The sequence below is a fragment of the Halobacteroides halobius DSM 5150 genome (assembly GCF_000328625.1).
Taxonomy (GTDB): domain Bacteria; phylum Bacillota; class Halanaerobiia; order Halobacteroidales; family Halobacteroidaceae; genus Halobacteroides; species Halobacteroides halobius.
In genome coordinates, this window is the sequence record NC_019978.1 from 719,829 (window position 1) to 745,875 (window position 26,047).

Here is a 26,047-nt window from a genome sequence, read left to right on the forward strand (position 1 = left end):
TTTGGTTGCCAAACTAATTATACCAAATTTAGGAGTTCATTTCACCTTTTTTTATTTTAGAGCAGTTACTATCTGTTTTACCAAAAGTTATCCACAATTTTATTATCAATAAGTTCTAATTTATTATTTTTGAAAAAATGGGGAAACTCTACATCAATGATTATTGACAATAATCAAAATAAGTGTTTGAATGGTATTATAGTTTTAGTAACTTTTAGTATATTATTTACTGTTGGGTATTTAGGAAGCATAGTTTATGACCAATGGCAAAGTGGTAAATTAAAAACAAGGGTTGAACAGGCAATGGTACAGGTTAATCAGTATGTAAACCAGACTAAAGATAAAGAAGATACTAAAGAAGAAAAGAGTAATCAATTTGTAATAGAAGAGAAGAATAAAGAAAAAGAAGATATCTCTCCTAAACAACAGCAAGGTAATGTTAATAAACAGGCAACTGTAACTAAAGAAGCAGTTAAAGTAAATAAAACACAACAGAAAGAGAAAATAACTATTGAAGTGCAGACAATTGATAAAACCTGGTATTCTATACAAATTGATGGTGAATCTAAGTTTAAAGGGATAGTAAATAAAGGAGAAGTAAAGCGCTTTTCTGGAAAAAAAATAAAGTTGAAGATTGGAAATGCAGCTGGGGTTAAAGTTGTTAAAAATAATAAAGTATATGGTCCATTTGGTAAAGAGGGGGAAGTTATAACTAAAGTTTTTTCTGCTTCGTTAAATGAATAATAAATTAAAGGCAAGAATATAGTTTAATAAAAGCTTTTTCTGATACTGGAAAGGCGGTAATTTGATGGGGGATAACTCAATTAATAGGCAAATAGATTGGCAGTTAGCTGATATTATATTAGTGTTATTTTTCACCCTTACTGTAACTCCAATTTTATTTCATGTAGTATGGTGGGGGCTAGATCAAATACTTGCTTTAGATTCTTTGATGCAAATTAGGTTGTTGATTTTAAATTTAATTCAGGCGGTTTTATTAGGAAGTTTAACCTTAATAGTAGTTACAAGAAATTATTATCTGTCTGTTAGTAATTTTGGTTTAAAAAAAATAGATATCGATTCTATTTTAAAGTATGGAGTAGTAGGAGGAATCGTGATTTGTATTTTTGTGGTATTAATTAATAACTTAATACATGCAGTAGTAAGTAAAATCTATGGTATAAATCCTCCTACTCAACAAGTAATTAAGGATTTATTAAAATCCAATAATAACTGGATATTTATATTACATACTTGTTTAATTGTTATTATAGCCCCTATATCAGAGGAAATTTTTTTTCGGGGGTTTATTTATTCTTATTGTAAGAGTAAATTAGGCATAACTAAAGGAATATTATTAAACGGAGTTATTTTTGGATTAGCTCACTTTAGCATTTGGGTTTTTATACCAACTTTTTTGGGTGGAATAATTTTAGCTTGGATTTATGAACGGACTAATTCATTGTATTCATCAATTTTAGCTCATGGAGTTTGGAATTTAATTATTGTATTATTGATTTTTATTATTTGGAAAGCAGGAATTTTTTAATTTAATTTGGAGATGCTATAGAATAAAAGGTGATATTATGTCAAGTCGGATTTTTTATAAAGAGATTAGCCAATATATATTAAAATGGACTGGATTTAGTCTAATAGTAGGTTTTTTAGGGGCTTGTCTAGTTTATAGTATGGAAGAGTTTGTCACTGTATTGGCTCAAATAAGGAAGGTGCATTACTTATTAACTCCTTTAATTGGAGGGGGAATAGTTGGTTTAATTATTTATTATATTGATTCTAGAGCTGCCGGTTTAGGAACTAATATTTATATTTCTTATACTAAAGGAAATACTAATATACATCAGCCAATTAAATTATTTTTAAGTAAGATACTTGCTACTCAAGCTACATTAGGTTTGATAGGGTTTGGTGGATTAGTTGGCCCTTTATTATTGCTAGGCAGTAGTCTAGCTTTTTTTATTAGAGAGATACTAGAATTATTTAGAATTAGGTTATATAAAGAAGCCAGAGTAGTAAGTGCTTGTGGAGCAGCAGCAACAGTTGGTTCACTATTGAAAGCTCCTTTGGGTGGAGGGATTTTTGCTAGTGAGATACTATATAAGTCTGCCTTAGACTATAATGAGCTTTTTCCAGCTATACTAAGTAGCAGCTTTGGTTACTTTTTTTATAAATTTATTAGTCCCACAAGTCAATCGGAGATAATTATTAATTTTCCCCAATTTCAAGTTGCTGATTTAATGCTCTTAGTAGTGGTTGCTTTAATCTGTGGTTTGTTAGGGCAATTTTTTATTTCATTATTTAACTGGACTAATAATTTGTTTAGTACTTTACCAATCCAAAATTTATTTAAACCTATGCTTGTAAGTTGTATAATTATATTATTTTATACAAGGGCCAATCTAGATTTGAAGATTAATATAACTGAGGTAACAGAATTATTCTCTGATCCATTACCCATTAAGCTAGCAGTTACATTATTGTTACTAAAGATTTTATTAACAATTGTAGTTATTAGTAGCGGTGGTAGTGCTGCTGTATTAAATGTAGCTATATTAAGTGGAGCTATTACAGGTAATATGTTATATCATATTTTTTCTAGTATCCCTTTACCAACCTTGATGATCGTTGGTTCAGCAGCTACTATTGCTTCTATAGCTAATGTTCCATTAGCTACAATAATTCTCTTTACTGAGGTATTTAATTTAAATTCTGTTCTACCAGTAGTAATTGGAGGTATTGTTGGATTTTTAATTGGTAGACCTAGAACTGTTTTTGAATATATAGAATGATTTTAGGAGGATTAAAATGAGGATTTTATTAACTAATGATGATGGTATTTTTGCTCCAGGAATTCAAGCTTTATGCAAAGAGTTAGAAAAAGAACATGAAGTATTAGTAGTAGCACCTGATAGAGAAAGGAGTGCTACAGGACATGCAATTACTATTCATCATCCGTTACGGGCCAAGGAAATGAAGTTTGAAGAAATTGAATCTAAATGTATTGCAGTGGATGGAACTCCAGCTGATTGTGTTAAAATAGCTGTTGAGTCGTTATTAGAGGAAGAAGTGGATTTGCTTGTCTCAGGTATAAATGCAGGACCTAATTTGGCCCATGATGTATTATACTCGGGAACTGTATCTGCAGCGATAGAAGGGCTAATGGTAGGGATTCCTTCTGTAGCGGTTTCTTTAGCTACTTATGATGAGTGGGATTTTAGTCCTGGTGCTCAGTTTATGAAAGGATTTGTAAAAAAATATAGCCAGCATGAGTTGGATCGAAATATATTATTAAATATTAATTTGCCAGCTAAAAGTGACGCCGAAGTCAAAATTACTAAATTAGGAGACCATGGTTACCATAATACTTTTGAAAAAAGATTTGACCCTCGAGGAGAAAGATATTATTGGTTAGTAGGGGAAATAGAAGAAGGGACTGACCAAGAGTCTGATTTAGTAACTGTCAATGATGATTATATTTCTATTACTCCTCTTAGAGTTGATTTAACTGCTAATGATAAACTGGAAGAACTTAGAACCTGGGATCTGTAGTAATTATTCCTCTTCTTACTGAATAGCTTATACTAAAGCTAAGAAAATGTAAGGAGGGGATTTAATGTCTAAAGTTAAGGTAGTTGGAGTTTTTCGAGGCTTAATAATAAGCATAGCTTTATTATTAATTAGCAATTTAATATTAGGAATAGTTACTAGCTATACAAGTATTGCTATTTCTTTAACTAGTAGGTGGATAACTATCTTTCATTATATAGCTATCTTTATTGGTGGAGCTATTGCTGCTTATTCTGCTGAAAATAATGGCTGGTTAAATGGAGGTTTGGTGGGGTTGATTTATATGGTGGCAATAGTTTTATTGGGATTGTTATGGTATCCCTTTAACTTATCTTTGCTTCTAGCATTAAAAATACTAATTGCTTTTATTGTATCGGCATTGGGAGGAATAATTGGAATTAATATTATTTAGGGGGAGGTATCAATTAAGAAATTAGAAGTTATATTTAGGGATGAATCTAAAGGTGAGATTTCTAATTTAGTTTATAATTCTTTGCTAGAGTGGAAAAAAAGAAGAGAGGAGAAGCAAAGTTTAGAAACTCAATTTATAGAAGAGATTAGTTGGTTACCAATTATTAGCTTTATTTTTGGTACAATTACAGTTGGTTTTTTAAAAGCAATAGGTAGTCAAATTTGGGCGGGGTTAAAAAAATATTTTTCCCAAGCAGAAGAGAAAAAGGAGATGCCAAGCTTTGAAATTCAATTTAGTTATAAAGGAGTAAAGATAATAGCTAAATTTAATAATAATGACCGAAAAAAAATTAAAGATGCCCTAAAGAATTTAGATGGACTCCTTAAATCTATACCTCATAAACAGAATTTAAATCAAATTACTTTTGTGTTAGATTCAACTGGAGATTGGAAGCAACAAGATAGTTATTAGGCACCAGTAAGGTGCTTTTTTTATTTTGGTGTATATAAAAATGTGAGAAGATTAATACTAATGATAAGGTGGTGTAAAATGATAATAAGTTTAGTTTGGATTTACTTATTTTTAATTTTAGCTGTTGGAATGATCTTAGTAGTTCCTACAGAGAAGATAAGAGATCTGTTACCTTTTGGTTTAGTAGGTGGTTTTTTAGTAGCTATAATTATTCAATATTTAGCAGTTAATATATTTAGATTATGGGAATTTAATTATGCCTTAGTGCCTTTAGCTGGGTTTCCTTTAGGAGTTGGACTAGCTTGGGTTCCACCTGAAATCGTTTTTGGTTATTTTTGGCCCTCGTTAGAGACAAAGCTGACAAGAGTTATGTATATATTATTTTTTGCTATAGTATCTACCTTATTAGAATATTTATTTTTATTAATGGGATATAGAAAGTATCTTAATTGGAATATTTATTCCACTTTTTTATTAGCAGTAGTAATTCATTCCGCTTTAGCCTATTATTTAACAAGTAAGGAGCAACTAAAAACCTAAAATGTAGTTATATTAATAACTAATAGAATAACAAACGAGGTGACAGTTATGGCAATAACTGAAACAGAAATCGACAAAGAATTAGTAGCTCTGAAGGAACTTGATAATTATTGGAATGAAAAAGAATTTTCATTGTTACCACATCAATATCAGACTGTAAAAAGAGTAGTGGATGAGATGCAAGGAAGAGCTTTGTTAGCTGATGAAGTAGGATTAGGGAAAACAATAGAAGCGGGGATGATTTTAAAGGAGTATTTAGCTCGGGGAGAGATAGAAACTTGTTTAGTATTAACACCTGCTTCATTAGGATTCCAATGGTGGAATGAACTAACTGATAAATTTCAAATAGATGCATTTAATAATCGTAAAGGGAAAGGATGGCATTATTTTGATGTAATTATTTCTTCATTAGATAAGGCTAAGCGTTCTCCTCATTGTGATCATATTTATGAGAGAGGTTTTGATATGGTAATTGTTGATGAGGCCCATAAGTTAAAGAATAGTAAGACAATGAATTGGAATTTTGTGAATAAAATTCCTAAGGACTATTTATTGTTGTTAACTGCTACCCCAATTCAAAATGACCTAAAAGAATTGTATAATTTAGTTAGTTTAGTACAACCAAAGTTGTTTGGTGATTATAAGACTTTTAAGAAAAAATATATTCAGGGGAAACATGAAGTGCAGAATTTAGATAATTTACAAGATCAATTATCTGAGGTAATGGTTAGAAATAGAAGATCAAAAATTGACTTAGAATATACTGATAGACGAGTAAAATTAGTTTCAGTTAACTTAACCCCGCCAGAACAAGAGCTATACCAGCGGATTACTGATTTAGTAACTACAGAGTATAAAAAGTGTGTAAATAAGAATAAAAGCATTTTTCATTTATTAACACTACAACGTGAAGTATGTAGTAGTTCTTTTGCAGTAGCTAAAACACTAGAAAAAATGTATGAAGATGGTTATGATTCAATTCATGATCAATTAGAAGAGTTATATCAATTAGCTGTCAGTATTCAGAATAATCAAAAGATGAAAGAAGTAGAAAAAATACTGGATGATAATCCAGGAAAAGCTATTATTTTTACAGAGTATCAGGGGACTCAAAGCTATATTGGTTATTATTTAAATGAACAGGGATATAATCCAGTCTTCTTTAATGGTAGGTTATCAGATAGTCAAAAAGAATGGGCCAAAAGTAGATTTATGAAGGATGGAGATGTTTTAATTAGTACTGAGGCAGGCGGTCAAGGAATAAATCTTCAGTTTTGTAATACAATTATTAATTATGATTTACCTTGGAATCCGATGAAGATAGAACAAAGAATTGGTAGAGTCCACCGCTTAGGTCAAGATAAGGATGTTCTAATCTATAATTTGGCTACAAAAAATACTATTGAAGAGAAAATAATTGATTTATTAGACAAAAAGATAAATTTATTTGAATCTGTAATTGGTGGATTAAATAACTTAGTAGTAGATCGAACTAACAGTAATTTAGAAAGTAGTATTTTAGAAATTTTAGCTGAAGCTAATGATGAAAAGGAAATAGATAATAAGTTGGATAAGTTAGGAGAAGATTTACTACAAGAAAAATAATTGCAAAAAATAAAATTGGCAGGGGAAATAGGACTTGAACCTACAACTTTCGGATTTGGAGTCCGACGCTCTAGCCAAATTGAGCTATTCCCCTGCGTTACTTCCATAGAAAATTATAACTTATATTGTTCATAAATGCAAGGGAAAAATAAATTTTTTAGCTAACTATAAATGAGGCAACCCCAAATAAAATGGCTGTTATTCCAGCAGCTGTAAGGGCAGGTATTAATTTATATCTGGTGTACTCAATAATTGGTATATTTAAGATAGTACAAAGTGTATTAGCATTATCACTTAAAGGAGAAGCAAAGGCACCAAAAGTACCACTAGAAAATACGGCACCAATAGTAAGTAAAATATTTGTGCCTGAGTTATGGGCCAAAGTAACTCCTAGAGGCATTAATAAGCCCCAGGTTCCCCAAGATGAACCAATAAAATAGGAGATTAATGCTCCTAATAAGAAGATTACCGGAGCAACAAAATAAGTTGGGATCAAATCACCGATATTAGCTATAATGTATTTAGAAAATCCTAAATCTCCTGATACTTCAGTTAATCCCCAGATAAGTGTTAGAAGAATAATAACTGACATCAAATTATTACCTCCTTCAATAAAAGAAGTAATAATTTTTTTAAGAGAGAAATTTTGTAGTTTAAAAAAGATTATAGATAACAATAAAGCAATAACTAATCCTTGTAACATGGCACCTAAAACATCACTAGCAATAAAAGCCCCTAAAAAAGTAGGAGCTTTTTGGTATCCATCCCACCAGGTTAAGAAAATAGTTAAAAATAAAGTAGTAATTAGTGGTAAGATAAGATTCCAAGGTTTAACTGGAGTTTCTTTTGTGTAAGCATGTTTACATTCTTGGAGACATTTCTCTTTGGGATCTTTATTTTGTTTTTCTGTTTTTTGTTTATTGTTATTTTCTTTAAAAAAGCTAAAATAAAGACCTACTAGAATTATTACAAAGGAGAAGAAATTAAAGGGAATACTCCTAATATAGATTGCATAAGGGTTTTGCTCTACTCCTATTTTTTGCAAAGGAAACTGGACAACAGATACCATATAACCTACAAAGGCTGTAGCTATAGGTACTAAAGCAACTACAGGACTACTACTAGCCCCGATTGCAAAAGCAAGTCTTTTTGAAGATAAGTTTAACTCTTTTTGTAAAGATTTAATAATCGGAGCAACAGTTATAATTCGTAAGTTAGGAGCACTAAAAGTTCCTAAAATTGAAAGCCAAATAATTGCAAAGGCACTTTTCTTTGTTTTAATCTTGTTACTAATTAAATGGACAAAACCTTTAATGCCTCCCGTTAATTTAATTATATTGATTAAGCCTGCAAATAAATAAAGAAAGATAATAACTCTGATATTATTACTTTTAGTAAGGTTATTAATACTATAGTATAATAATTTTTTAATGCCCCCTAAAGGAGTTGGTTCAATGAGATAACTTCCAGTAAGTAACCCTAAAAATAAGCCAGGGATTACTTGTTTAGTTAAGATAGAAATAGGAATAACAATTAAAAAAGGTAATAAGGCTCTCCAGGATTCCATATCATTAAATCCTCCTTAAAGGTCTAAGTATTTCTTAATAGTTTATTGATTAATTCATCTAACTTTTGACTTAAATTGATTACTTCATCTCTAGAGAAATCATCTTTTGTTTTTACTGTTTGGTTTAATTTTTTCTTTACTTTTTTTATTTGCTCTTTTATCTGTTCTGGATTATCTTTTATATTCATAATATAACCTCCTAGTTTATATTATGGATTAAGTTTCTTTATTTTATGTAGAAAATATTTGTATTTTTATACTTTGTTTTGTATAATTATAAAAAAGTTATCGTTTAAGGAGGCAACTTATGAAAGTAAGTGTAATTGGTGCTACTGGATATACAGGTGTTGAGTTAGTTAGATTATTAAATGAACATCCTAATATAGAACTTAGTCTTTTAACTTCAAATAGTTTTGCAGAAAATAAAATAGATGAGATTTACCCTCATCTAAAAGAAGAAGTAGAGATTATATGTCACAAGCTAGATATTGAGCAGATAGTTACCAATTCCGAGGTAGTATTTACTGCTTTACCGCATGGAGTATCGATGGATATAGTTCCTAAGTTAGTCAATAGAGGAGTTAAAGTGATTGATTTAAGTGGTGATTATCGCTATCAGACTTTAGCTACTTATGAAGAATATTATCAAAAGCATGCTAGTCCTCAATTATTAAGCCAAGGAGTTTATGGCTTACCAGAATTAAATCGAAAAAAGATAAAAGATAGTAATTTAGTAGCTAATCCTGGTTGTTATCCAACGGTTTCTTTGTTGGCCCTTGCTCCTTTATTAAAGACTGGTTTAATTGATCCTCAAAGTATTATTATTGATGCTAAGTCAGGTGCAACTGGTGCAGGAAGGAAATTGTCTTTAGGAACGCATTTTTGTGAAGTAAATAATAATTTTAAAGCTTATAAAGTAGGACAACATCGTCATCGTTCGGAGATAGAAGAGAAGTTATCTATCTGGTCTAAGCAAGAGGTGAAATTAAACTTTACTCCTCATTTATTACCAGTTAAACGTGGTATTTTAGCTACTATTTATGCTGATTTAACAGATGATATAGCTGAATTAGAATTATTTAAGCAATATCAAAATCACTATCAAGAAGAATTATTTGTAAGGGTTAGAGAAGATAATATGCCTGAACTTAAGTATGTAGCTGGTTCTAACTATTGTGATATTTCTCTAAAGGTGACTGATGGAAATAAAGTAATTATTGTAGCTACTATTGATAATTTAATTAAAGGGTCAGCAGGACAGGCGGTACAGAATTTAAATTTATTGGCTGGTTGGGAAGAAGATTTAGGTTTAAAAAAGGTAGGACTTTATTTATAGAAGTAGTAGAAAGGAGAGATAAATATGAAAGAGATTTCAGGAGGAATTACTAGCCCGCAGGGTTTTTTAGCTGCAGGAGTAAGAGCAGGAATTAAGGAGACAGGTAAAGATATAGCATTAATTTATAGTGAGACTATAGCTCAAGTAGCAGCTGTATTTACTACTAATCAAGCAGCAGCTGCACCAGTTAAATTGAGCAAACAAAACTGTCAGGATGGTTTGGCCCAAGCAATTATAATTAATAGTGGTAATGCTAATGCTTGTACAGGTCAACAAGGTGGAGAAGATGCTAAAAAAATGATTGATTTAACCGCTAATGAGCTTAATATAGCTTCAGAAAAGGTCTTAGTTTCATCTACAGGAATTATTGGTAAGAAGTTACCAATGGGTAAACTAACTGCAGGGATTAAACAGGCTTGTTCTAGTTTGGATGTTAATAATCAAGCAGCTGAAGCAATTATGACGACTGATACTTATGCTAAAGCATTAGCTGTAGAATTTGAAGTTGCAGGAGAGAAGATTAAATTAGGTGGAATTGCTAAGGGTTCAGGGATGATTGAGCCTAATATGGCAACGATGTTATCTTTTATTACTACTGATTTAGCTATTAAACAGGAGTTATTAGATGCTGCATTAGAAGAAGCTGTAAATAATTCTTTTAATCAAATTACGGTTGATGGAGACCAGAGTACAAATGATACAGTAGCTATTTTAGCTAATGGGCAAGCTAAGAATAAAATAGTGAGTAAAGAAGATGATGGATATAATAAATTTTATCAAGCATTAGAATATATCTGTCAAGAATTGGCCCAACAAATTGTTAAAGATGGAGAAGGTGCTACTAAATTTGTTGAAGTCAATGTAAAGGGGGCTTTAAATAAAAAAGATGCTGATGAAATAGGGAAGAAGATTGCTAATTCTAATCTAGTTAAGACTGCTTTATTTGGAGAAGATCCTAATTGGGGTAGAATAGTAGCAGCATTAGGTTCTACAGGTATAAAAGTTGAGTTAGATAAATTAGAGGTTGAAATTAATGGGCAGTCTATTTTTGGCCCGCAAGAGCAAAAATATGAAACTGCCAATAATCTGTTAGAAGCAAAGGAAGTGGATATAACTATAAAATTGAATTTAGGAGAATATGAGACTCAGGTTTGGACTTGTGATTTAAGTTATGAGTATATTGAGATTAATGCTGAATATCATACGTAATTGATATAAAGTTGCATAATTAAAATTAAATAAAGGTGGTGCTAAGATGCAAGAATTAATTAAAAAGGCTGATACTTTAATTGAAGCTTTACCTTATATGAAAGAATTTTATAATCAAACAGTAGTAATTAAATATGGTGGTAATGCTATGGTAAATCCAGAAATTATGGCTTCTGTATTAGAAGATATCACTTTATTAAAGTATGTAGGAGTTAATCCAGTTTTAGTTCATGGTGGTGGCCCTGCAATTAGCCAAAATTTAGATCAATTAGGGATTAAGACAAAGTTTCATCGTGGTTTAAGAGTAACCACAAAAGAAATTATGGAGGTTGTAGAGCAAACTTTAGTAGGAAAGGTTAATAGTCAAATAGTATCATTAGCTAATCAAGCTGGGGTTGATGCAGTTGGATTATCAGGGGTAGATAGCAATTTAATCCAAGCTAAGAAACACCACTTAGCAAAGCAATTTGATTTAGGGTATGTAGGAGATGTTAAAAGGATTAATCCTCAATTATTAAAAACAGTGATTGAGAATGATTATTTGCCTATTATAGCTCCTATTGGAGTGGGTAAGCATGGTGCCAGTTATAATATTAATTCAGACTCAGTAGCTGGAGAAATAGCTGCTGCCTTAGAAGCAGAAAAACTAATTTTATTAACTAATGTAGAAGGAATTTTATCTGACCCTGAAGATGAAGATTCACTTATTTCTCGACTTAAGACTAGTGAAGTTGAAGAAATGATTGCCCAAGACCAAATTGTAGGAGGGATGATTCCTAAAGTTAAATCTTGTGTAAATGCTTTGCAAAAAGGAGTTAATCGAACTCATATTTTAGATGGAAGGGTAGATCATGCTTTATTATTAGAGATCTTTACTGATCATGGTATTGGTTCAATGATAACAAAATAATTAACAAATGTAAGGAGTGTTGAGTATGAAAAAGAAAGAAGTTATGCAAGCTGATAAGAAGTATCATATGAATGTATATGGTGATCGTATTCCTGTAGTAGCTAAGAAGGGCCAAGGAGTTTACTTATATGATAAGGATGGAACAGAATATTTAGATTTTACTGCTGGGATCGCAGTCAATGCTTTAGGCTATAATCATCCTCAGGTAACAAAAGCTATTCAAAAGCAAGCAGAAAATATACTACATGCATCAAACTTATATTATTTTGAGATTCAAAGTAAGTTATCCAAATTACTAGTTGAGAATTCATGTGCTAATAAAGTGTTTTTTGCTAATAGTGGGGCAGAAGCTAATGAAGGAGCAATAAAATTAGCTAGAAAATACTTTACAAAACAAAGTAAGGATAAGTATAAAATAATAGCTACTAAAGATTCTTTTCATGGTCGAACTTTAGCTACTTTAGCAGCTACTGGACAAGAAAAATACCAAAAGCCATTTACTCCTTTGCCCCAAGGTTTTGATTTTGCTCCGTATAATGATTTGGAAGCTGTTAAAGACCTGATTGATGAAAAAACAGCAGCAATAATAGTAGAGCCGATTCAGGGTGAAGGGGGAGTTAATCCTGCTACTAAAGAGTATCTTCAGGGATTAAGAGAGTTATGTGACCAAAAAGAAATTTTGCTAATCTTTGATGAAGTGCAAACAGGAGTAGGTCGGACAGGTAGTTTATTTGCTTATCAGGAATATGGAGTCAAGCCAGACATATTTACTTTAGCTAAGGCGTTGGGTAATGGAATGCCGATCAGTTCTATATTAGCTTGTGGAGATGTAGCAGAAGCTTTTGAACCTGGTGATCACGCTTCTACCTTTGGAGGTAATCCATTAGCCTGTCGAGCAGCTTATGCTACTTTAAAAATAATCTTAGAAGAGAATATTATAGACCAAGTAAAAGAAGTAGCAAATTATTTCCAGACAGAATTAGCAAAGTTAGAGGATAAATATGCAATAATTAAAGATGTTAGAGGAAAAGGCTTAATGATAGGTGTTGAATTAAGAGTTTCGGTTAAACAAATTATAAAGCAGGTTAGAGAAGAAAATATACTAATTTTAAATGCAGGGGAAAATGTCTTAAGATTCTTACCACCATTAATTATTAACAAAGATCATGTAACTAAGCTAATAGAAACACTAGATCAAATATTATCTGAATTAGATTAATTTTTAATTTAAAGGAAATTAGCCAAGATAGTCTTGCTCTTAAACTAGGGTGGGATGAATTGGCTATTTTAATTTTTGAACTAAATTTAATATTTGTATATCTTAATAATTAAATATAATAGTGATTTTAACTTTAAAATCTAATTATAAAGTGGTATAATAAGTGCAACAATAACTATAAGATAGGGAGGGGTAAAATGATTACAACAGTAACTTTAAACCCTGCTATTGACAGGGAGTATTTTGTACCGGAGAATAAACCAAAAGAGCATCAGTATATTTATACTGATAAAGATATTAATGTTACTCCAGGTGGTAAAGGGGTTTTAAGTAGTATTAATCTGAAACACCTTGGTCACTCTGATGTGCAAAATATTGGTTTTGTAGGAGGAAGACAAGGTCTTTTCTTTGAGAAGATGATTCAAGAACATAAAATTACAACTAATTATGTTTATACGAAAAATGAGATTAGAAATAATATTTTTGTGATTGGAAAAGATCCTGTTACTTACACTCATTATAATGATTACACTTATCGAGTTGAACCACGTGAGGTTGAAGAATTAATTAAGCGTTTTAAAAGGGGAATTACTGATAGCGATTTTATTATGATTTCAGGTTCAATCCCTGAAGGAGTGAATTTTAGTATCTATCAACGATTAATTGAAATTTGTCATGATTTAGATAAAGAAGTTTATCTGCATGCTAGTGGAGAAGCTTTAAATCGTGCTTTAGAAGCAAAACCTAAAGTGGTTGTACCTTATTTTAAGCATACTAATAAAATATTAGATAAGCCAGTCTCTGATTTTGAAGACTATATTTGGGCTGGTAAAAAATTATTAGAAGGAGGGGCGCAGTATGTAATGTTGCCTTATCATTGTGATCGGTTATTATTTGATGATACAGGCGTGTACTCTTTATCACCTAAAAATTTCTGTTTAAGAAACTGGTTAGGGGCAGGAGAAGCATATAATGCTGCTTTTTTTGATTATGTAAATCAACATGGATTTGATTTTATTGAAGCTAATAAGTATGCTGGGGCAGCAGCCTTAGATATAGCTGAAAGAAAAAGTGTTTTTCTTGAGAATAAAGAAGAAATTGAAGAACATTTAGATCAAATTGAAGTTGAGAAATTGGAGGTGTAAGTTAATGAGTATAGTTAAGAAGTATATGATGCGAACTCTAAATTCAGTTTGTGCTAGTGATAAGTTAGAAGATGTAATTGAAGTGATGCATAGAACTGAAATGTCTGTTTTGCCTGTGGTTAGTTATGAAAATGAATTTTTGGGTACAATTTATGGGAAAAATATCCTAAGAAATATTATTCCAGAAGAATATGGATTTTTAGAGAGTCATCGCTTATTATATGAAGTCAATCAGGCAGCAGAAAACCTTGATGAAATTAAGGATAAAAAGGTAAAAGAATATATGTCAACAAATACAGTGCCAATTAAGGAAATGTCTAAGATGGATAATTTAGCTGATATTATGCTCCATAATGATGAGTCCTATTTATTTGTAATCAATGAAGATAATAAACTAAGAGGTTATATTTCTCGGGCTGATTTGCTTTGTTATTTATTAGATGTAGGAGAGGATAGAAGATGAATTTAGAAGCAGTAAATACACTACAAGAATTACAACACTGGTTATTAACTAATCAATTAAGTAGTAAATCATTATATATAATTGGATTTTTTGCTGTCTCTGCTTTACTGATTGTATTAGCAACTAAAAAATTAAAAGTACCGATTGTTGTGGGATATGTTTTTGTGGGGATACTTTTTAGTGGTAGTGTGGTTAAGTATTTTCCGTTTTTATCAAATCTTCAGACAGAATGGTATACGTTAATAATAGAGAATTTCTCTTATGTGGCTGATGTAGCTTTAGCATTTATTGCTTTTACTATAGGTAGTGAATTATCAATTAAAATTTTAAAGAGTTTAGGTAAGAAGATTTTATTTATTGTTCTGTTAGAGTCTTTTGGAGCTTTTACATTAGTAACTTTAGGTTTATTGGCTTTAGGAAAACCATTTTATTTGGCTTTAATTTTAGGAGCTATTGCATCTGCTACTGCACCTGCTGCTACAGTAATGGTGTTACAAGAGTATAATGCTGAAGGTAGCTTAACTTCTACTTTATTAGCGGTAGTAGGAATTGATGATGCGGTGGCGTTGACTATTTTTAGTTTTGCTGAACCTATTTCTTTAATCCGAGCTCAAGGAACAGGAAGCCTATCATTTACTAATGCTTTTTTACATCCTTTGTTGGAGGTGGTAGGCTCGATTGTCTGTGGTTTAGCAATCGGTTATCTTTCTGTTAAGTTAATGGTTAATTTTGAAGATAAGACGAAAAAAGTATTGACTTTAACAGCTACAGTATTAGGAGCTTCTTCTCTTGCAGTTTTATTTGAATTATCTCCTTTAATTATTAATATGGCAGTAGGATTTGCATACCGTAACTTTGTTAAAAAGAATTTGGGAATTGCAGAAGATTTAGAGACTTTAACTATTCCTATTTATGCTTTCTTTTTTATGTTAGCAGGAACTAAGATTAGAATCACTGCTGTTACTTCAACAACCTTTTTAATTACCTCTTTAGTTTATACACTAACAAGGGCTACTGGGAAGATAGGTGGTGCTTCTTTGGGAGCTCGATTAGGTCAAGCTGAAGAAAAGGTAAAAAAATATATAGGATTAGGTTTATTATCTCAAATTGGAGTTGCTGTTGCTTTAGCTTATACAGTACAACGAGATTTTGCTGCAATGCCTAAAGTAGGTCTATTAGTCTTTAATATCTTGTTATTTACAACTGCAATCACAGAAGTGGTTGGCCCGTTAGCTGTTAAGTATGCTATTACTAAAGCTGGAGAAGCTAAAAGTGGTGAACTCAGTAGAGATAGAGGATAAATAAGTTTATAACTTTGTCCCGCTTTAGAAAGAGCATAATTAGTAGTTAGCGATTTAGAACTTTAAAGGTGGTTAGATAAAGATGAAAGCAGCAAAAGAATTGAATTTTGTGGAAAGAATATATGAGATTGAAGAATGGCTGCTAATTAATCAGCTAGGAAACAAAGTGATTTATATTATAGGAGGGCTGTTGTTTGCAGCCTTATTTATTGTTTTAATGGCTAAGAAATATAAAGTTCCAATTGTAGTAGGGTATGTTTTTTTAGGGATCTTATTAAGTGTTGATTTAGTAGAAAAATTACCTTTTTTATCAGTAGGACAGAAGGCTTGGTATGCTTTTGTGATTGGTAGTCTGGATTATATTCCTCAATTGGCGTTAGCATTTATTGCTTTTACAATTGGTAGTGAATTATCAATTAAAATATTTAAGAATTTAGGTAAAAATATTGTCTATATTGTGTTATTAGAGGCTTTTGGTTCTTTTATCTTAGTTACTTTAACACTTTATACTATAGGAAAACCTTTATATTTAGCTTTGTTACTAGGGGCTATTGCGTCTGCTACTGCTCCAGCGGCTACAGTAATGGTTTTACAAGAGTATAATGCTAAAGGATTATTAACGTCTATGATTTTAGCGATTGTAGGAATTGATGATGCGGTAGCTTTGATTATTTTTAGTCTAGTGGAGCCTTTAGCTTTGATCTTATATTCTGGGACAGGTGATTTAGCTTTAACTAATATTTTAGTGGTGCCCTTAGTTGAGATAATAGGTTCAATAGTTATAGGATTAATAATTGGTTATATTTCTCAACGATTTATGAATGGATTAGAAGATAAGACAAAGATGATTTTAACTTTAGGGACAACAGTAGTAGGTAGTTCAGCGTTAGCTATCTTAGGTCATTTATCGCCTCTAATTACTAATATGGCAGTAGGGTTTGCTTACCGTAATTTTGCCAAAAGAAATCTAGGGATAGCGGAGTATTTAGATACGTTAACTGTTCCTTTATATGCTATGTTCTTTATTTTGGCTGGTACAGAAATTGAATTTTCTAGTTTAGGTTCTAGTAGTTTTTTAATAATTGCCTTAACTTATACATTAGCTAGAATTGTTGGTAAGATAGGAGGAGCTTCTCTAGGAGCTTGGCTAGGCAATGCTCCATCCAAGATTAAAAAATATGTTGGATTAGGATTATTACCTCAAAGTGGAGTGGCCATTGCTTTAGCTTATACAGTACAAAGTGATTTTGCTAATGCTCCACAAGTTGGCTTGTTAGTTTTTAACACTTTATTATTTACAGCGGCTTTAACGGAAGTCTTTGGCCCGTTAGCTACTAAGTATGCTATTGTTCAAGCAGGAGAAGCACATGATTACGAACAAGCACAGGAAAAATAAAATTTATTTTTAGGACACGGGAAACCGTGTCCTTTATCTTTAGATAGAGGAATTTTTTAAATAATCTAGAAGTTATAAATTAAATCAACTAGTTAACTGGAGGTTTAAATTAAGATGAAAAGAATATTTCTTATACTTGTATTACTAATAATTACTGTAACTGGATGTAGTAAGCCCAATTTTCAATTACAATTTACTGATTACCCTCAAATAATGAATGAAAACGAATCTTTTACAGTGGAAGCAAAATTTCTAACTTTTAATGCTGAAGCTAAAGATATGAAAGTTATTTTATCTATCAGAGAATTAAGTAGTAAAAAAGAGTTATATAGAAAGAGTATTGAACTGTCTAATAAGAACCAACCTTTTTCTTTTACAGGAATTAATTTAGAAAAGGTTAGTGATAATATTTATTTTGAATTAAAGTTAATTAAAGATGGGGTATTTACAGTCAAAACTAGTACTCGTTCTAATCCAACTTTAGTAGCTAACTTGCATACTAATATTATAACTACCTATTTTGAAGATACTGATAGCGATGGAAATGCCTTATATGCTGCTTGGGGTAATAATTTAAAAGAGGAAAATGATTATTACTGTGCCTTGCCTTATAAACCTGGGTACGATGGTAGAGTCTATCAAAACTTTACAAAAGAATATGTGAAAGATCGTTGGGTTGAGGTTTATTATCCCAAGAATGAAAAGTATGTTTATGTTCAATGGGAGGATGTTGGCCCGTGGAATGTCTATGATCCTGAGTATGTATTTAGTACTAATGATGTAAGACCATACGCTGAAAGAAAAAGAGAAGATACGGGCTGGAGTGGAGAAGTACGTAAAACTAATGGAGCTGGACTTGATATTTCGCCAGAAGCAATGAATTATTTAGGTGGTGATGGATATATCAAGGTTAACTGGAGATTTGTATCTTGGGAAGAAGTACAGCAGAATTCCCGACAAGATGCACCATGGCTTAAGGATGTTAGTGGTAGTGAAATTAATACTCAAATATTTGATATGGATAATAAAAAGCAAAGAACTAATACTTTAGGAGAATTTAAATAAAAGGGAGGATGAGTAATGAAATATCTGGATCAATTGGCTAAGCCTTTTTTCTGGGAAGCAGGTAATAAAGCTTGTCTGATTATTCATGGATTTACGGGGACTCCAGCTCATATGAGACAACTAGGTGAGTTCTTATATCAAAAGGGAGACTACACTGTAAGTGGCATTTTATTACCAGGACATGGTACTTCTATGGAGGATATGGAAGAGAGTACTTGGCGTGATTGGTTACAGGCTGCTAGAGAAGAATACGAAAGATTAGATCAGGCATATGATCAGGTTTATGTGATGGGTTTATCAATGGGGGGAGCATTAACTTTATTATTGGCAGAGGAATATAATGTAGATAAGATTATTCCTATTGCAGCTCCAATTAAAATTTTTGATAAAAAGGCTTATCTTGCACCAATCTTAAAGTACTTTAAACGTTTTGAACACTGGGAAGAGTCAGAAGAGAAGGATAAATATGATATTGGTTATTTAGGAATGCCTGTTAAGTCTATTCAAGATTTATTGAAGTTGATGAGATTAGCTAAACAAGATTTGGGCCAAATAGATTCTCCTGCTTTAATAGTTCAGTCCTATCAGGATGAAACAGTTAAGCCTATTAGCGCTAAGCTAATTTATGATGGGATTATGAGTTTAGATAAAGAGATAATGTGGTTAGAGAGGTCAGGCCATGTTTGTACTCTTGGCCCGGAAAAGGATCAGATTCATAAGAAAATACTTAATTTTTTGGGTTGAAATCTGTTATAATGTAGATGGATAAGTTTAATACTTTTATGAAGTGGTGATAGAGTGACTAAAAAATTAGGTTTGAATAAATTAAATCAACTAATGACTGTAGCTGATAAGATTGTAGCTTTAATTGTATTATCAGTTAGTATTATGTTAATTTTTTTAACTCCTAAGATTATTGCCGGAGAAACAAGTGGAGCTAAAGAGGTAGTTGTGACTTTAGACCAACAAGAGATTGCTCGTTATCCATTAACCAATAATCAGCAACTAAAAAGGATCAAGTTTGAATTTACTATTAAAGGTAAAGAATATCAAGGTGTTCTGAGAATGAAAGAGGGCAAAGTAAGGTTAGAACGATTAAGTAGTGAGATTTCTCCATTGCCAATTCATGCTCAAATGGGTTGGATTAGTAAGCCTTATGAAATGATTGTTAGTATGCCTGTTAAATTAACGGTAACTATTGAGGGCCAAAAGAAGTCTAAGCAATCAGTTGATATCCGAACATTTTAATAGTTTAGTTCTAAGGGAGAGGCTAAAGCTTCTCCCTTTTTTGTTTTTACAGTTTTTGATTTAGATAAGAGTTGATTTTATCATAAACTCTCTTTGCTTTTTTAGTATCAGGTAGTGTTTTAAATAATCTATCAATATAGTCTTTTTCTTTTATAATTCTAAAGCTTTCCTTAAAATTAATATCATATACCCAACCCATTTGTAGTAGTTTGAAATCATTTAAGGTTTTTAAGTCTTGATAGTTAATTACTTCTTCACGCATTAGTTGTTGATAAATTTCATCTGAGATTTTTGGTTTATCAGCTAATCCCAATCCAACTGTACTATTATTAGACGGGCTATTATATTCCTTAAGTACTACTCTCCAAATATCTAATTTATCAGCATCACGAATTAGTTTGCTATATACTAGACATTTTTTACTCTCAGTCTGTGGTAAAGTAGCTTGATTATGATAGGTAATAGCTTTTAAGATTAATTCAGTTGTAGATTGATCAACTTCAGTGAAAATATTATTATCTTTTAAAATTTTTACGCCTAGTGCTGCGTGATCTTCAGATTTAGCATCTGCAAAAGTTTTATAACGTTTATATTGCTCAAACCTACCTAAATCATGAAATAAAGCTATTGTTTTAGCAGTGTATAACTCTTCTGGTGGTAAGATTTCTTTAGCTATATCGGTCATCCTATTACAGACTTTATAACTATGTTTAAATTTTAGATCTATATTTTCCTGATCTTTGGGATTTGAAAATGAGTACTGATCAACATAATTATTAAACCAGTTCTGTAAAGCAAGGAATAATTTTTTATTCATTATATAGTGCCTCCTTAGTTTTGATTTATTATGATTGTACGTAGTCTATTATAGTTATTCAATATAAAAAATTAAATTCTTCCTTGAATAAAAATACGCACTTATGTATAATTATAAATAACAGCTGATAATAATGCAGGAGGTTGAGATAGATGAAAGCAATTTTAGCTTTAGAAGATGGTCGTTATTTTATTGGTGAGTCTTTAGGTGCTAGTGGTGAAGTAACAGGAGAAGTTGTTTTTAATACAAGTATGACAGGTTATCAAGAGGTGATGACTGACCCTTCTTATAAAGGTCAATTAGTAACTATGACTTATCCTTTAATTGGAAACTATGGTGTTAATGATATAGATGAAGAAGCGGATGATGTTCAAGTGTCAGGATTTATTGTTAGGGAAAATTGTGAAGTACCAAATAACTGGAAGATGGAGAAAACTAGTGAAGATTATTTAGCTCAACGAAATATTATTGGGATTAAAGGAATTGATACTAGAGCCTTAACTAAGCATATTAGAGAAAAAGGAGCTATGCAAGGGGTTATTTCTACAGAAGTGTATGACCCAGAAGTATTAGTTAATAAAGCAAAAACAAGTAAAATGTCTTCTAATCTAGTTAGTCAAGTAAGTACACATAAGATTTATACTTTAGAACCACAAGCAATGAAGTATCATTTAGCTGTGCTGGATTTAGGAGTTAAACAAAGTATTTTGGATTCATTAGTAGAGCAGGGATGTAAGGTTACAGTTTTACCTGCTAGTAGTGGAGCAGATATGATAAAGGCTTTGCAACCTGATGGGTTATTAATCTCTAATGGGCCAGGAGATCCTCAAGATATACCACAAGTAGTAGAGACAGTAGAAGAATTAGTAGGAGTGCTTCCGATTTGCGGAATTTGTTTGGGTCATCAAGTTTTGGGGTTAGCTTTAGGTGGAGATACTTATAAATTAAAGTTTGGTCATCGGGGAAGTAATCAACCAGTGAAGGATTTAGAGACTGGACGGGTATATATTACTTCTCAAAATCATGGTTATGCTCTTAAAGAAGATAGTTTATCTCAGGATATTATAGTGACGCATAGAAATCTAAATGATGATACAGTCGAGGGGCTTAAGCATAAGAATCTACCTATCTTTTCAGTGCAGTATCATCCCGAAGCAGCACCTGGGCCAATGGATTCTAAGTATATTTTTAAGGATTTTTTAGAAGTAATGAAGCAAGAAGAAGCAGCTTAAATTTAAATAATACGGGAGGAGTTAGAGAATGAAGAAGAAAGCAAATAAAGTATTAGTTATCGGATCTGGGCCAATTATAATTGGTCAGGCAGCAGAATTTGATTACTCAGGTACACAAGCCTGTAAAGCATTACGTGAAGAAGGAAAAGAAGTGGTCTTAATTAATAGTAATCCAGCTACGATTATGACAGACCAAGATATTGCAGATAAGGTTTATATTGAGCCATTAACATTAGATTTTGTTAAAAAAGTAATTGAACAGGAACAGCCAGATGGAATATTACCAACTTTAGGAGGTCAAACAGGACTTAATTTAGCAGTCGAATTAGCTGAAGATGGCTTTTTAGCTGATAAAGATGTTGAGTTTTTAGGAACTCCTTTAGATGTTATCCAACAGGCTGAGGATAGAGATCAATTTAAGCAATTAATGAACGAAGTCAATGAGCCAATTACAGAAAGTAATATTGTTGAGAATATTGATCAAGCACTTAAATTTGCTCAGCGAAAAGGATTCCCCCTAATTATTAGACCGGCTTATACTATGGGTGGTGCTGGTGGTGGAATCGTTGATAATAAAGAAGAATTAACAGAGGTTGTTAGCAGAGGACTTAAAAATAGTCCGGTTAGTCAAGTGTTAGTAGAAAGAAGTATTGCAGGTTGGAAAGAGATTGAGTATGAGGTTTTAAGAGATAAGAATAATAACTGTATTATAGTCTGTAATATGGAAAACTTTGATCCGGTAGGGATTCATACAGGTGATAGTATTGTAGTAGCACCGAGCCAGACCTTACGGGATAAAGAGTATCATATGTTACGTTCAGCTTCACTAAAGATTATTCGGGCTTTAGGAATTGAGGGGGGCTGTAATATTCAATTTGCTCTTAACCCAGATAGTATGGAGTATTCAGTAATTGAAGTTAATCCCCGGGTTAGTCGATCTAGTGCCTTGGCTTCTAAGGCAACGGGATATCCAATTGCTAAAGTAGCAGCTAAAATTGCTATTGGACTAACCTTAGACCAGATTGAAAATTCAATTACAGGAGAGACAACAGCTTGCTTTGAGCCAGCCCTTGATTATGTAGTCAGCAAGATTCCTCGTTGGCCCTTTGATAAGTTTTCATCTGCTGACCGAAATCTAAGTACCCAGATGAAAGCTACGGGAGAAGTAATGGCTATTGGCCGTAATTTTGAAGAGTCACTGTTAAAAGCAATTGATTCTTTAGATAGTGATATTGATTTAACTAGTGCTGATTTTAGTCATTTGTCCGACCAAGAGTTAAAGGAATTGATTACTGCTAAAACAGATGAAAGATTATTCTTATTAGTTGAAGCTTTAGATAGAGGAATAACAATACAAGAGTTAATTGATCTAACAGGAATTGATCTTTTCTTTCTTCATAAGTTGGCTAAAATAGTTGATTTAAAGCAGCAAATAGAAACAGCAGATAGTTTAAGTGTTGATTTATTAGAGGATGCTAAAGCTTTAGGAATGAGTGATGACTATATTGCCAAGCTAGCTGATAGTAAGCCAGAGCGAATTGAGATGATGAGAAATAACTTAAATTTAAAACCAGCTTATAAGATGGTTGATACTTGTGCGGCTGAATTTGAGGCTAAGACACCATACTATTATTCTACTTATGAATTAGAAGATGAAACTGAGCCTAGTGCTAAGCAAAAGGTGTTAGTAGTAGGAGCCGGGCCAATTAGAATTGGCCAAGGTATTGAATTTGATTATTGTAGTGTCCATTGTGTGCAAGCACTTAAAGAAGCGGGAGTAGAGGCGATTATTGCTAATAATAATCCTGAAACAGTAAGTACAGACTTTGATACCTCAGATACTCTTTATTTTGAGCCGATAAACTTAGAGTATATAATGAATATAGTAGAAAATGAAGATGTAGATGGAGTGATTTTACAGTTTGGTGGCCAAACTTCAATTAATTTGGCCCAAGGTTTAGCAGATAAGGGTGCTCCTATCTTAGGTACTTCGATGGAGAATATGGATTTAGCAGAGGACAGAGATAAATTTCTAAATTTATTACAGGAATTAGAGATTCCTTCGCCTCCCGGGGCTAGTGCTACTACAGAAGAAGAAGCAGTTAAAGTAGCTAAAAAACTTGGTTATCCAGTTTTGGTTAGACCTTCTTATGTATTAGGCGGGCAAGCAATGGAGGTTGTTTATAATAAAGAAGAATTAGTAGATTATATGAAACGAGCTGTTAAAGTATCTCCAGACCATCCAGTTTTAATTGATAAGTATATTATTGGGAAAGAAGCAGAAGTTGATGCAATAGCTGATGGAGAGACTGTTGTAATTCCTGGTATTATGGAGCATATAGAAAAGGCTGGAGTTCACTCTGGGGATAGTATGGCAGTTTATCCAACCCAGAATTTAAGTGATGATTTAAAGGCTGAAATTGAAGAATACTCAATTAAGTTAGCCCAAGCATTAGAAGTTAAGGGCCTAGTTAATATTCAGTATGTAATTGATGAGGATAATAACCCTTATGTACTAGAAGTTAATCCACGAGCTAGTAGAACAATTCCAATTTTAAGTAAGGTTACTAAAGTACCAATGGTTAAGCTAGCTACTAAAGCTATGTTAGGAGAAGATTTATCTGATTTAGGTTATGAGACTGGAGTAGTACCAGAATCAGATTTAATAACAGTTAAATCACCTGTATTTTCTTTTTCTAAACTATCAGATGTGGATATCTTCCTTGGCCCGGAGATGAAATCAACTGGAGAGGTAATGGGTACTGATGAAACTTATCCTAAAGCTTTATATAAGTCTATGTTAGCAGCTGGCTTTGAGATACCTAAAGAAGGTAAAGTTTTATTATCAGTAGCTGATCGGGATAAACCAGAAGCTATTAATCTAGCTATGAGATTAGAAGAGTTAGGATTTAATTTAATAGCCACTTCTAATACAGCTAATTATCTGCAACAAGAAGGAGTTACAGTTAAAGAAGTAGCTAAAGAAGATACCTTAGATGTTATTACAGGTGGAGAGATTGATCTAGTACTTAATACTCCAACTAAAGGTAAAATCTCTAAGCGATTTGGTTTTAAGTTAAGAAGAACGACCGTTGAGTATAATATTCCGTGTTTAACTTCTTTAGGTACAATGAAGGCTTTATTACAAATTCTAGATCAAGATATTAAAGAGTTTAAAGCGTTAAGTTTAGATCAATATTAAATTATTAAGGTGGTATCTTACAGTGGGATACCACCTTTTTTATCTACCTATTTTTTGCCACATAGTATCTACTGTATTTATTTCTACTAAAGAAGTAGTTTTATTTTGGGCGGTAACTGCACCTTGGAGACGATTAATACTTATATCTAAATTAACAACTTCATCTTTTTCAATATTAAATTGGATGCGAGTAAGCACTGTTTGCCATGCTTTCTCTAGTTTTTTTGCATTTTTAGAAGCTTCTTGCCAATTATTATGGAGAATATTTTTTCTTACAGCAGAAATATATTTACTAACATTATCTTCTTTAGTTAGTGATTGTTTTAAGAAGGCACCAGCATTCATCAGTATAATAAAAGTTATAAGTATAATAACTGGAATTAAATAGGCAGTAGTTTTTTTCATTGTTTTCCTCCTCGCTTAGTTGGCCCCTGGATAATCACTAATATTAATTGGTACTTCTAAGTTATCATCTTGATAAGTATCAATATACAACTTTCCACTAGTATCTAAAGTTGCTAAGAATACTTTTTTAATATCACTAATTCCTAAATTATTTAATTGTGATTGTAGCCATTTTTGATCAAGGTTAACTTGTTTAAGATTTTGTTCAATAAGTGCCCCATCATAAATTATTTCAACACTTAAACCCTTATAATCTGTAGAAAGATTCATATCTTTTGCTGTTACAGTTTGATATTGTGATTTTTTTAAAACTGATAACTTTCCATTGGTCTCCATAATAGCAAATTCAACTTCGGAAGGATTAAAAATCCCTTTATTTCTAAGCATTTCTAAAAGATCAGTAACTCTATAGCGTAATCTAGCTAAATTCTCCTCCATTATTTTGCCATTCATGATTACTATGGTAGATTCACCATCAATATATTTAGAGGCTGGCCTTGATTTTAGTGTAATAAATTGCATAAGTAAACTACCTGCTGTCCAAGCTGCTAGTCCAATCCATTGGGGCCAAGTGCCAGTAATTAAATCTGTGGTCAAAGAAGCGGCAATAGACCCAATAGTAATTCCGATGATGTAATCAAAATAGGTAAGTTGTCCAATTTGTTGCTTGCCAAGGACTCGAGTGAAGATAAGTAAAGTAATAAAGCCAATTACTGATCTAAATAGTATGACTAGAGTTTCATTCATTCTATCACCTCATTATTTATATTATGGATTAGTTTAGATTGGAATATTAATTTTTTCTTTATAATCTTGACAAAACTACTAAGCTATGTTAATATTTTATACAACAGATACACATAGGGGGTAAGGGTATAACAAAAGTATATAATAGAAATATTATTTAGTCTTTAAGGTA

26 protein-coding genes and 1 tRNA gene are annotated in these 26,047 nt (G+C 31.9%); 21 read left to right on the forward strand and 6 right to left on the reverse strand.

Annotated features, from left to right (window positions below; all coding sequences use genetic code 11):
• Positions 1-156 precede the first annotated feature (156 nt).
• The 8 genes from HALHA_RS03645 to HALHA_RS03680 all read left to right on the forward strand — a co-directional run bounded on the left by HALHA_RS03645 (position 157) and on the right by HALHA_RS03680 (position 6,613).
• Entirely contained in the window at positions 157-744 is a 588-nt protein-coding gene (locus tag HALHA_RS03645; RefSeq protein WP_015326441.1) for a DUF4115 domain-containing protein, read from the forward strand.
• A gap of 64 nt (positions 745-808) precedes the next feature.
• Positions 809-1,549, forward strand: coding sequence for a CPBP family intramembrane glutamic endopeptidase (locus HALHA_RS03650; protein ID WP_015326442.1), 741 nt, complete (start codon positions 809-811; stop codon positions 1,547-1,549).
• A gap of 37 nt (positions 1,550-1,586) precedes the next feature.
• Positions 1,587-2,807 (forward strand): chloride channel protein, encoded by a 1,221-nt coding sequence (locus HALHA_RS03655; RefSeq protein WP_015326443.1) that lies wholly within the window; start codon positions 1,587-1,589, stop codon positions 2,805-2,807.
• A gap of 16 nt (positions 2,808-2,823) precedes the next feature.
• Positions 2,824-3,567, forward strand: coding sequence for a 5'/3'-nucleotidase SurE (gene surE, locus HALHA_RS03660; RefSeq protein ID WP_015326444.1), 744 nt, complete (start codon positions 2,824-2,826; stop codon positions 3,565-3,567).
• A 64-nt stretch (positions 3,568-3,631) separates the two neighbouring features.
• Complete coding sequence (locus HALHA_RS03665; protein ID WP_015326445.1) at positions 3,632-3,997, forward strand: TIGR04086 family membrane protein; 366 nt, start codon at positions 3,632-3,634, stop codon at positions 3,995-3,997.
• Positions 3,998-4,078: 81 nt separating this feature from the next.
• Positions 4,079-4,468 carry a hypothetical protein gene (locus HALHA_RS03670; protein ID WP_015326446.1) on the forward strand — a complete coding sequence of 130 codons (390 nt, stop codon included), beginning with the start codon at positions 4,079-4,081 and terminating at the stop codon, positions 4,466-4,468.
• 78 nt (positions 4,469-4,546) lie between these two features.
• The gene (locus HALHA_RS03675; protein ID WP_015326447.1) at positions 4,547-5,008 is read left to right on the forward strand and encodes a hypothetical protein; all 462 of its coding nucleotides are present in this window, start codon (positions 4,547-4,549) and stop codon (positions 5,006-5,008) included.
• 48 nt (positions 5,009-5,056) lie between these two features.
• The gene (locus HALHA_RS03680; protein ID WP_015326448.1) at positions 5,057-6,613 is read left to right on the forward strand and encodes a DEAD/DEAH box helicase; all 1,557 of its coding nucleotides are present in this window, start codon (positions 5,057-5,059) and stop codon (positions 6,611-6,613) included.
• Positions 6,614-6,629: 16 nt separating this feature from the next.
• Here the strand turns inward: HALHA_RS03680 and HALHA_RS03685 are convergent.
• The 3 genes from HALHA_RS03685 to HALHA_RS13255 all read right to left on the reverse strand — a co-directional run bounded on the left by HALHA_RS03685 (position 6,630) and on the right by HALHA_RS13255 (position 8,368).
• Positions 6,630-6,707 (reverse strand) — tRNA-Trp (locus HALHA_RS03685).
• A 63-nt stretch (positions 6,708-6,770) separates the two neighbouring features.
• Positions 6,771-8,180: a Na+/H+ antiporter NhaC family protein gene (locus tag HALHA_RS03690; protein ID WP_015326449.1), complete on the reverse strand. Its 1,410-nt coding sequence runs from the start codon at positions 8,178-8,180 to the stop codon at positions 6,771-6,773.
• Positions 8,181-8,203: 23 nt separating this feature from the next.
• Positions 8,204-8,368: an aspartyl-phosphate phosphatase Spo0E family protein gene (locus tag HALHA_RS13255; protein WP_015326450.1), complete on the reverse strand. Its 165-nt coding sequence runs from the start codon at positions 8,366-8,368 to the stop codon at positions 8,204-8,206.
• Positions 8,369-8,487: 119 nt separating this feature from the next.
• On the opposite strand from HALHA_RS13255, the gene argC reads away from it, so the two are divergent.
• From argC to HALHA_RS03745, 11 genes are all read left to right on the forward strand, one after another.
• Complete coding sequence (gene argC, locus HALHA_RS03695) at positions 8,488-9,516, forward strand: N-acetyl-gamma-glutamyl-phosphate reductase (RefSeq protein ID WP_015326451.1); 1,029 nt, start codon at positions 8,488-8,490, stop codon at positions 9,514-9,516.
• 24 nt (positions 9,517-9,540) lie between these two features.
• Entirely contained in the window at positions 9,541-10,725 is a 1,185-nt protein-coding gene (argJ, locus tag HALHA_RS03700; protein WP_015326452.1) for a bifunctional glutamate N-acetyltransferase/amino-acid acetyltransferase ArgJ, read from the forward strand.
• Positions 10,726-10,771: 46 nt separating this feature from the next.
• Positions 10,772-11,635: an acetylglutamate kinase gene (argB, locus tag HALHA_RS03705; protein WP_015326453.1), complete on the forward strand. Its 864-nt coding sequence runs from the start codon at positions 10,772-10,774 to the stop codon at positions 11,633-11,635.
• Positions 11,636-11,660: 25 nt separating this feature from the next.
• Positions 11,661-12,854: an aspartate aminotransferase family protein gene (locus tag HALHA_RS03710; RefSeq protein WP_015326454.1), complete on the forward strand. Its 1,194-nt coding sequence runs from the start codon at positions 11,661-11,663 to the stop codon at positions 12,852-12,854.
• A gap of 197 nt (positions 12,855-13,051) precedes the next feature.
• On the forward strand, positions 13,052-13,999 hold the full coding sequence (locus HALHA_RS03715; protein ID WP_015326455.1) for a 1-phosphofructokinase family hexose kinase: 948 nt from the start codon (positions 13,052-13,054) through the stop codon (positions 13,997-13,999).
• A 4-nt stretch (positions 14,000-14,003) separates the two neighbouring features.
• Complete coding sequence (locus tag HALHA_RS03720) at positions 14,004-14,462, forward strand: CBS domain-containing protein (protein WP_015326456.1); 459 nt, start codon at positions 14,004-14,006, stop codon at positions 14,460-14,462.
• The gene (locus HALHA_RS03725) at positions 14,459-15,763 is read left to right on the forward strand and encodes a cation:proton antiporter (RefSeq protein WP_015326457.1); all 1,305 of its coding nucleotides are present in this window, start codon (positions 14,459-14,461) and stop codon (positions 15,761-15,763) included. Before HALHA_RS03720 ends, HALHA_RS03725 begins: the two co-directional genes overlap by 4 nt.
• An 82-nt stretch (positions 15,764-15,845) precedes the next feature.
• Positions 15,846-17,159, forward strand: coding sequence for a cation:proton antiporter (locus HALHA_RS03730; protein ID WP_015326458.1), 1,314 nt, complete (start codon positions 15,846-15,848; stop codon positions 17,157-17,159).
• A 114-nt stretch (positions 17,160-17,273) separates the two neighbouring features.
• Positions 17,274-18,224, forward strand: coding sequence for a hypothetical protein (locus tag HALHA_RS03735; RefSeq protein ID WP_015326459.1), 951 nt, complete (start codon positions 17,274-17,276; stop codon positions 18,222-18,224).
• 15 nt (positions 18,225-18,239) lie between these two features.
• Positions 18,240-18,968, forward strand: coding sequence for an alpha/beta hydrolase (locus HALHA_RS03740; protein ID WP_015326460.1), 729 nt, complete (start codon positions 18,240-18,242; stop codon positions 18,966-18,968).
• Between the two features lie 54 nt (positions 18,969-19,022).
• Positions 19,023-19,472: a NusG domain II-containing protein gene (locus HALHA_RS03745; RefSeq protein ID WP_015326461.1), complete on the forward strand. Its 450-nt coding sequence runs from the start codon at positions 19,023-19,025 to the stop codon at positions 19,470-19,472.
• 46 nt (positions 19,473-19,518) lie between these two features.
• On the opposite strand, the gene HALHA_RS03750 is transcribed toward HALHA_RS03745, so the two are convergent.
• Positions 19,519-20,289, reverse strand: a complete 771-nt coding sequence (locus tag HALHA_RS03750) for an HD domain-containing protein (RefSeq protein WP_015326462.1) — start codon at positions 20,287-20,289, stop codon at positions 19,519-19,521.
• Positions 20,290-20,441: 152 nt separating this feature from the next.
• Between HALHA_RS03750 and carA the strand changes: the two genes are divergently transcribed.
• Positions 20,442-21,521 (forward strand): glutamine-hydrolyzing carbamoyl-phosphate synthase small subunit, encoded by a 1,080-nt coding sequence (carA, locus tag HALHA_RS03755; RefSeq protein WP_015326463.1) that lies wholly within the window; start codon positions 20,442-20,444, stop codon positions 21,519-21,521.
• Positions 21,522-21,549: 28 nt separating this feature from the next.
• On the forward strand, positions 21,550-24,723 hold the full coding sequence (carB, locus tag HALHA_RS03760; RefSeq protein ID WP_015326464.1) for a carbamoyl-phosphate synthase large subunit: 3,174 nt from the start codon (positions 21,550-21,552) through the stop codon (positions 24,721-24,723).
• A gap of 39 nt (positions 24,724-24,762) precedes the next feature.
• Here the strand turns inward: carB and HALHA_RS03765 are convergent, their stop codons facing one another.
• Positions 24,763-25,128 carry a DUF4363 family protein gene (locus tag HALHA_RS03765; RefSeq protein ID WP_015326465.1) on the reverse strand — a complete coding sequence of 122 codons (366 nt, stop codon included), beginning with the start codon at positions 25,126-25,128 and terminating at the stop codon, positions 24,763-24,765.
• A gap of 15 nt (positions 25,129-25,143) precedes the next feature.
• Entirely contained in the window at positions 25,144-25,875 is a 732-nt protein-coding gene (locus HALHA_RS03770; RefSeq protein WP_015326466.1) for a DUF421 domain-containing protein, read from the reverse strand.
• Positions 25,876-26,047 lie beyond the last annotated feature (172 nt).